This window comes from Xanthomonas cucurbitae, from assembly GCF_002939885.1.
In the GTDB taxonomy this organism is placed as follows: domain Bacteria; phylum Pseudomonadota; class Gammaproteobacteria; order Xanthomonadales; family Xanthomonadaceae; genus Xanthomonas; species Xanthomonas cucurbitae.
This window is the reverse complement of sequence record NZ_MDED01000011.1, coordinates 111,577-118,852: the sequence shown is the minus strand read 5'-3', so window position 1 is coordinate 118,852 and position 7,276 is coordinate 111,577. Positions and strand designations below refer to the sequence as shown.

The 7,276-nt window shown below is 65.9% G+C and carries 8 protein-coding genes and 1 pseudogene; 1 reads left to right on the top strand and 8 read right to left on the bottom strand.

All coding sequences use genetic code 11. From position 1 onward, the window contains the following. Positions 1 to 92: 92 nt before the first annotated feature. Positions 93 to 767 (top strand): annotated as a pseudogene (locus XcuCFBP2542_RS08145) (MFS transporter); the annotation flags it as partial. A gap of 442 nt (positions 768 to 1,209) precedes the next feature. Here the strand turns inward: XcuCFBP2542_RS08145 and XcuCFBP2542_RS08140 are convergent. The 8 genes from XcuCFBP2542_RS08140 to pdxH form a co-directional block, all read right to left on the bottom strand. Continuing rightward, positions 1,210 to 2,376: a glutathionylspermidine synthase family protein gene (locus XcuCFBP2542_RS08140; RefSeq protein ID WP_104603100.1), complete on the bottom strand. Its 1,167-nt coding sequence runs from the start codon at positions 2,374 to 2,376 to the stop codon at positions 1,210 to 1,212. 1 nt (position 2,377) lies between these two features. Continuing rightward, on the bottom strand, positions 2,378 to 2,950 hold the full coding sequence (locus XcuCFBP2542_RS08135; protein WP_104603099.1) for a DUF1190 domain-containing protein: 573 nt from the start codon (positions 2,948 to 2,950) through the stop codon (positions 2,378 to 2,380). A gap of 13 nt (positions 2,951 to 2,963) precedes the next feature. After that, positions 2,964 to 3,368, bottom strand: coding sequence for a DUF350 domain-containing protein (locus tag XcuCFBP2542_RS08130; RefSeq protein WP_104603098.1), 405 nt, complete (start codon positions 3,366 to 3,368; stop codon positions 2,964 to 2,966). 34 nt (positions 3,369 to 3,402) lie between these two features. Beyond that, positions 3,403 to 4,080 carry a YjfK family protein gene (locus XcuCFBP2542_RS08125; protein WP_211292987.1) on the bottom strand — a complete coding sequence of 226 codons (678 nt, stop codon included), beginning with the start codon at positions 4,078 to 4,080 and terminating at the stop codon, positions 3,403 to 3,405. Beyond that, positions 4,077 to 5,156, bottom strand: a complete 1,080-nt coding sequence (locus tag XcuCFBP2542_RS08120; protein ID WP_104603096.1) for a potassium channel family protein — start codon at positions 5,154 to 5,156, stop codon at positions 4,077 to 4,079. The genes XcuCFBP2542_RS08125 and XcuCFBP2542_RS08120 overlap by 4 nt, the downstream gene beginning before the upstream one ends. Before the next feature lie 27 nt (positions 5,157 to 5,183). Then, complete coding sequence (locus XcuCFBP2542_RS08115; protein ID WP_104603095.1) at positions 5,184 to 5,957, bottom strand: PspA/IM30 family protein; 774 nt, start codon at positions 5,955 to 5,957, stop codon at positions 5,184 to 5,186. Between the two features lie 10 nt (positions 5,958 to 5,967). Beyond that, positions 5,968 to 6,384, bottom strand: coding sequence for a YjfI family protein (locus tag XcuCFBP2542_RS08110; protein ID WP_104603094.1), 417 nt, complete (start codon positions 6,382 to 6,384; stop codon positions 5,968 to 5,970). A gap of 166 nt (positions 6,385 to 6,550) precedes the next feature. After that, positions 6,551 to 7,150 (bottom strand): pyridoxamine 5'-phosphate oxidase, encoded by a 600-nt coding sequence (pdxH, locus tag XcuCFBP2542_RS08105; RefSeq protein ID WP_104603105.1) that lies wholly within the window; start codon positions 7,148 to 7,150, stop codon positions 6,551 to 6,553. Positions 7,151 to 7,276 lie beyond the last annotated feature (126 nt).

The window sequence follows — 7,276 nt, the reverse complement described above, 5'->3', positions numbered from 1 at the left end:
ACTCCGCGTCGCCAAAGCTCAGTTGCATCGAAATCGTCCGCGTGGGTCGTCGGTTAATTGTCGCAGATCAGGCTGCTTTGTTCAGAGCGTCCCTAGGTGGGCAACTGCACGGCATGCGTGCGCCGGTGGCGATGCTGCCGGCGCTGCTGCTCACGGTGTATTGCGCCTGGCAGTTGTTGCCGGCCGGCAGCTTGCGGCTGGCACGCGGCCTGCCCAGCGTGATCGCACTGCGCGGTATCGCAGCGTCAGCGTTCTTTGGCTTCGAAGCGTTCCTGCCGCTGCTGTTGTCGCGCGAGCGCGGGTTGTCGCCATTGCTGGCCGGTGTCGCACTGAGCGTGGGTGCGTTGGGCTGGTTCAGTGGCTCGTGGTACCAAGGCCATAGCCGTGCCGGCTGGCCGCGACCGCGCCTGCTCCAGGCTGGAGCAGTGTTGATGATGGTGGGGATCGCGATCGGCGCAGGCGCGGTGTGGCCGGCCTTTCCGGTGCCACTGGCGATTGCCGGTTGGGCCTTGACCGGGCTGGGCATGGGGCTGCTGTATCCCAGCCTGTCGGTGTTGACCCTGTCACTGTCGCCGCCCGATCGGCAAGGAGCCAACAGCTCGGCGATGCAGTTGAGCGAAGCCATTGCGGTGGCCGGCATGCTGGCGCTGGCGGGCGCGTTGTTCGCCGCGCTGCTGGCATCGGCCACCATGGCCGCCTATCTGAGCGTGTTCGTGCTGGCCTGGCTGCTGGCGGTGCTCAGCCTGGTGGTGGCGCGGCGGGTCTGAGGCGCCACGCATGCGTGGTGGCGCACTTCTCCGCAACGGAAGGCGGGAGACTGACGCCCTGTTGATCGTGGCGTGCGGATGGCGCTGCCGCACTGTCGCCGCCGTTCGATGGGCATCGCGTGCATCGCCTGCACCGTTGCCCCAACCGACGATCTGATGCGCCCTCTCCTGCCGGCCCCGCATGCGACGCATCGATACGCGCGGGACCAGCGAAGACTTTGCCGATCTTGCCGGCATTGCCTCAATCAGCACGGCGGATACGTCACCGCAACTGATTGGTCATTTTTTCGCCACCCATCTTGACAGCGTTGCGGGCCGGGGCCTGCCGGCACTTGTCCACAGCCTTGTGCAACGTCCATCCACAGGGGGTGTGGAAAACCCGCACTGCCTCGCAGATCCACAGCGACTTGCCTGCGGTTGCGGGATGTGCGAGGCACCACCCTCAATCCAGGATCACATGCGGCACGAAACGCGAGGTGTCGCGCGTGATCGGGCCATCGTCGTCGCGCATGCCCAGCCCGGCCGGGCGGTCGGCCACCACCCAGCTGCCCACCAGCGCATGACGGCCATCGAACACCGGCAATGGATGGTGCGCCTGCAGGATCGCCGGCCCGTCCACATACGGCCCGTCGGTCTGTGCGGTCTCGCCCTGTGCGGTCACCAGGGAGATATTGGCGCCCTCGCGCGACAGCAGCGGCTTGCGCACCCAACCGGCGCTTGCCGCTTCGTTTGCCTGCGCGAAACGCGCGGGCAGCAGATTCGGATGGCCCTGGTGCCGTTCCCACAGCAGCGGCAGGATGCCTTTGTTGCTCAATACCGATTTCCAGGCCGGCTCGATCAGGCGCACGCGGTTGGCGATCAACGCCGGCCCAAAGCGCTCTTCCATCATGAATTCCAGCGGGTAGAGCTTGAACAAGGTCTGGATCACGCGGTCCTGCTCGTCGGTGAACCAGCCCTCAGCGCTCAGGCCGATGTCTTCGATGGCGACTTCTTCGGTCGCGATGCCCACCTGGTGCGCGCAGTCGCGCAGGTAACGCACCGTAGCGCGGTCTTCCAGCGATTCGCGCACGGCGGCGAAGTGCATTTGTGCGCCGACCGCGCCCTCCATCGCCAGCGCGCCCAGCGTTTCGCACAGCAGGTCCTGGATCAGGTTGTACTGGTCGCTGCCCTTGGGCAACGCCCCGGCGGCGATCTGCTGCTCCAGCCACAACCACTGGAAGTAGGCTGCCTCGTACAACGCGGTGGGCGTGTCGTAATTGAGTTCATACAGCTTGGCCGGGCCATCGCCGGAGTAGGCCAGGTCCATGCGGCCGTACAAATGCGGGTCGCGGTCGTTCCAGGAGCCGGCAATCCAGTCCCAATAGAACGGCGGGATGGCCAGCCTGGTCAGCAACTCCTCCGAGCCGACCACCTCACCCACCAACTGCATCGCCATGTCGTGCAAGTCCTGGGTGGGCGCTTCGATGTCGTCTTCGATCTGCCGCAACGAAAATGCGTAGTACGCGCGCTCGTCCCAGTACGGCTCGCCATCGATGGTGTGGAAATGGAAGCCGAGCGACTCGGCCTGGGTGCGCCAATCCGGGCGTTCGGCGATGGCGATGCGTTGCATGTCAGCCGCCGAACCCCGAACTGCGCCCGCCGCTGCCGAACGAGCTGCGTGCCGCTGCGCTGGAGCCGAAACCCGAGCGCGACACGGTGATCGCGCGCGTCGGCATGTCGATGCTGCCGCTGCGCCCACGCACCGTGCCGATGCGATTGCTGGCCAGGTCGCCATTGGGCTTGTAGAAACCGCCGCTACGGTAATCGCGATACAACGGAATCGCACCGCCATAGCGATAACCGCCACCACCGCTCATATTGCCCAGCGCATAGCCCAGCAGGAATCCGCCCATCGGCGGAACCCAGCTCTGCTGGCCCTGGTTCTGTATCGCAGTGCAACTGCCGAATTGTTCGTCGCACTCGTAGCGGGTATTGAAACGCGGCGCGGTCTGCTGGTGTTTGGCAGCCGCCTCATCGTAGGCCTTGAGGCATTGTTCGATGCTGCCCTGTTCCTGTTTGATCTGGTAACAGTCCGATGCCGATTGCAGCACTACCCCGGTTTCTGGCTCCGAGCCGCAGCCGGTGGCCAAGGCGGCCGGCAAGGCGGCCATCAGGGTGAGCTTGAGGTTGCGTGATCGCTTCATGGCGCAGGCTCCGTTACGGCGTGATCGCCGCGGCGTTGATCAGGCCCACAGCGATCGACACGCCGGCAGAAAAGATGCCCGCGGCGGTGACGTTGTCGGTGATCTGGCGCGAAATGCGCCCGGCCACCAGATTGGCCAGCAGATACGCCACCACCTGAATACCGCAGGCCACCAGGCCCCAGATCAAGGCATCGATCAGGCTCACCGAATGGGTGATGGCCGAATGCAGCGGCAGCGCCACGCCGATCAGGTTGCCGGCCAGCGCGGTGGCAGCGGCCACGTTGCCCTGCCGCAGCAAGGTGAAATCCTTGTGCGGGGTGACCAGGGTCACCAGCACCACCGAGACGATCAGCACGCCCAGGCCGGTGCCGAAGTAGGAAAGAAATGCCAGAAAGCTTTGCAGGTTGATCGGGTTCATGACAGGACCGGTTGAGGAAGGGGCGAGCGCTGGCTCAGGTGATGTCCAGATCGGCAACGGTGACGTCGATCCCGACCGCATAGGTAACGCAGAACTCGTTGGGGCCAGAATCCTCGCCGGTGACCAGCAGGAATTCCTCGCGCTGCAGCTCCGGTACCTGGCGGCTGTAGAGCATGGCGTAGTGGGTCAGGTCGCCGTCGCGACGCGGCGGCTGGTAGCGGTACAGCACTTCGTCGTAGGCGATCGGCGGAATGCGCGCGGCCTCGTCGGTAGACTGGGTGGCACGCTGCCAGCGCTTGCCGGCGTACTCGATCTGCGCCGCGCCCAGGTGCGGGTGCTGCATCACGAACTCCTGGAACGCCTGCTTGCTGGGCGGGTTCACCGTTTCGCAATACACGAACGCCTTCATCGCTTCCAGATCGCCGCCCACGGTGGTGACCTGCAGGAACGCATCGTCATCCAGATAGAAGCGGTGCAGCGAATACCCATCGCCCAGATCGACATGGCCGTAGCACGGAATGCCCTGGTTTCCGCCGGGGAGTTCGGCAATCATCGCGCCCGGCGCCATGCGGTACAGCGTGGTGTCGATGGCGACCTGCCCACCCACGCGCAGCCCCAACGGCAGCGCATGCCCGATTGCGCCGGTGCCGGAGGTCGGCAGCGCCGGTGGTTGTGGTTGACCGAACAACTTGCTGAAAAAACTCATCGTCAGAGACCTTGTGGCGATGCAGGAAAGGAGGATTCGGCACGCAGCGCGGCCCATGCAATTGCCTGTGCAGGCACGCGCTGCTCTGCCAGGTAGTACAGCATGGCACCGGCGGCGACAGCGGTGCGTGCTGGCGGGTTCAAGCACAGCGCGCCGTCTGGCGCACGCAGGCCGAGCAGCAAGGCGCCACGTTGGCTGAAATCGGCCGCAAGCCGGCTGTAATCAAGCATCTGGACATGGGCTGGCACGGCCAGGCTGAACTGGGTGGGGCCATCGTCCACCGACAGCAGTTCGGCGGTGATCGCCGCGCTGCCGGGGTCCTGCGCGGCGCGGGCCAGGAGTTCGGCGGTCATCGGCCGCGTGCATTCGATCGACGGATAATGGCAGTTGACCAGCCGTGCGGCGCTGGCCGAATCGAAATGCGCCACGACATGTGCAGTCGGCGCGTGCGCCATCAACGCGAACACCGCCGCCAGGGTCTGGTCATCGGACGGCGGGTTGACGATAACCCGCGCCGCGCCGGCGATGCCGGCACGCAGATACACCTCGGTGTGCGTGTAGGACTCGGCCGCGACGAAACGCATATGGTCGGGCATGGGGTTTTCGGCGATGCCTTCGGCCACCAGCACCACGCCTTCGTCGTCGGTGGCGGTATCGGACAGCAACAATTCCAGCAACCGGGTGGACGCCGCGCCCTGCCAGCCGATCAGGATGGTGTGCCCGCGCAACGCGTCGTAGGCCATCTTGCCCATGGAATGACGCCTCCAGAAGATGATGAGCACCGCGCTGGTCTTGGCCAGCACCGTGGCGAACAGCGCCACCGCGCCCGGCATCAGCACGAACGCGGCAACATAGCGCCCGGCCACCGACCCCGGCGACAGGTCGCCATAGCCGATGGTGGTGGCAGTGGTCATGTAGTAATACGGAAACGCGTCCAGGCCGACGAGCTTGTGCTCGCCGGCCAGCAGCAACAACACCCAGCTCAGGCCCATGTGCGCGAGCAATGCCAGCGCCACCATCCCCCAGCTGACGCGGCGCACGTGGCGCCGCAAGACCCGGAACAACCGTCCGACAAGAATCATGGCGCGTCCTGTGCCCGGCGGGTGGAATCAGCTGTCGCTGCGCGGAACCTGCTGCACGTCGCGGACCTGGCCGACCAAGGGCGTAGTCCCGCTGGCATTGTCGTGGCCCAGTTGCGCGGCCGGCTTCTTGAAACGGGCCAGCACCGCAGCGGCATTAGATTCGCCTTCCATCAGACCAGCCGCGGCCAGGCGCCGGTTCAGATCGCCGTCGCCGCTGGAGGCTTCGAGTTCTTCGGCCGACTCGATCCGCGCGGAGGTTTCCGCCTGCCGCGCCTTGATGCGTTCCAGCGACTCCAGCGCCGACCCCATCTTGCTGCTGGCACCGGAATGGCGCGCGGCGATGGCGGCCTGCGCCTTTTGCACGGCATCGGTGGCCTTGACCGTATCGATCTGCTGGCGCATGCCGCGCAGCTGGTTCTCGGTTTTCTGGATGGTGGCCTTGAGCGTGACCACCGATTGGTCGAGCGCGCTCTTGGAAGACTTGTCGCCGGCATCCTCGCTTTCCAGCGCGGCCAGCTTGGCGGCCACGTCGTGCGCCAGCGCTTCGTCGTTCTTGGCCAGCGCACCTTCGATATAGCGCGTGTACTCGGCCATCTTGCCGGCGCGCGCGTCGATCTTCTGCTGGGCGAGCTTGCTCTGCGCCATCAGCTTGGTCAGCTCCTCGCGCGAACGCGTGAGCTGGGCGCCGGCATCGCGCATTTCCTGGTCCAGGATGCGCAAGGCATTGGCGTCCACGGCCTTCTGGCCGGTTTCGTGTGCGGTCCCACGCAGCAGCGTGATCAGCTTGGAAAAGATACTCATGACAACGCCTTTATGAAAAAAACGGCTTGAGAGATTCGGCGGCATCCAGTGTATTGGCCGCCAGGGTCTGGATTTCCTCGTCGATCTGCTCGAGCGTGGACGAGGCCGACAGCTCGCCGAACACCACGTAGCTGTCCTTGCCCTCGACCTGGACCAGGCCCAGGTTGGAGAGTGGATTGAGCGGATTGAGCCGCAGGCAGGCGTCGTTGAACGCGGCCCGGTCGCTCACCTGCTCGGCATGCGCCAGCAACGTGGAGACGAAGATCTGCGAGCCGGAGGCGGCGACCTGGATCTGCATGTCGCCGTGATCGGCCAGGGTGAGGTTGATCGCCGGCTCCAGGCCGTCGATCAGTTCGACCTCGATCGGCTGTCCGCGGTAGCGCTCGGCCAACAGGCCGTGCAGGTCGACGGTGGTGTACTGCGTCATACGGTGTCCTGTCCTTTAGTCATGCAACCGTGGTCATGCGATGGGCAGACATACTACAGACTGTTCGCGACCGGCAGAAAGGCCCGCCCGGCCCGGCCATCCCGTGCCCGGCACCTGGATTGCGCGCACCACGGCACCGCCGTCGATGCCACCGGGCGCGACCGCCTCACGGATACAGCATCCGCTTGGTCCAGTGGCTGGCCGCGTCGGCCTCATAGCGCCAGCGCTCGTGCAGGCGGAAGCTGGCGCCGTACCAGAACTCGAACGCTTGCGGCACCACCCGAAAGCCTCCCCAGCCATCCGGGCGCGGTACGTCACGGCCTTCAAAGGTGGCTTCGACCTTGGCGATCGCCGCATCGAATTCGGCACGCGAGCCCAGCGTCTGCGATTGCAGCGACGCCCAGGCCCCGATCTGGCTCATGCGCGGACGCGAGGCGAAATAGGCATCGGCTTCGCCCGCGCTCACCAGCTGCACGCCGCCCTCGATGCGCACCTGGACGCCGGCCTCGCGCAGGCTGCGCCACAGGAACAGCAACGCTGCCTGTGGATGGGTCTGCAGGTCGCGCCCCTTGGCACTGTCCAGGTGCGTGTAGAACACGAAGCCGCGGGCATCGAAGGCCTTGAGCAGAACCGTGCGCGCGCTCGGCCGCCCATCCACGTTGGCGGTGGCCACGGTCATGGCGCTGGCTTCCAGCTCGGCGCTGTCGTGCGCCTCGGCGTAGAGCGCGGTGAAGGTGGCAAGGGCTTCGGCGTACAGATCGGGCATGACGGTGCGTGGCAGCCAGGTGGGTGCCCATTGTGGGCGCATCGTGGGCACTTGTCCCGGGCTTGACGACCGCGGCCTGCTGTTGCGGGCGCAGCGGAGCGATCCGCAACGCGGCAACGGCCGGCG

Bases quoted from the DNA above. Each gene is read 5' to 3' on its own strand.
- XcuCFBP2542_RS08140 (WP_104603100.1), bottom strand. From the start codon at position 2,376: ATGCAACGCATCGCCATCGCCGAACGCCCGGATTGGCGCACCCAGGCC.
- XcuCFBP2542_RS08135 (WP_104603099.1), bottom strand. From the start codon at position 2,950: ATGAAGCGATCACGCAACCTCAAGCTCACCCTGATGGCCGCCTTGCCG.
- XcuCFBP2542_RS08130 (WP_104603098.1), bottom strand. From the start codon at position 3,368: ATGAACCCGATCAACCTGCAAAGCTTTCTGGCATTTCTTTCCTACTTC.
- XcuCFBP2542_RS08120 (WP_104603096.1), bottom strand. From the start codon at position 5,156: ATGATTCTTGTCGGACGGTTGTTCCGGGTCTTGCGGCGCCACGTGCGC.
- XcuCFBP2542_RS08115 (WP_104603095.1), bottom strand. From the start codon at position 5,957: ATGAGTATCTTTTCCAAGCTGATCACGCTGCTGCGTGGGACCGCACAC.
- XcuCFBP2542_RS08110 (WP_104603094.1), bottom strand. From the start codon at position 6,384: ATGACGCAGTACACCACCGTCGACCTGCACGGCCTGTTGGCCGAGCGC.
- pdxH (WP_104603105.1), bottom strand. From the start codon at position 7,150: ATGCCCGATCTGTACGCCGAAGCCCTTGCCACCTTCACCGCGCTCTAC.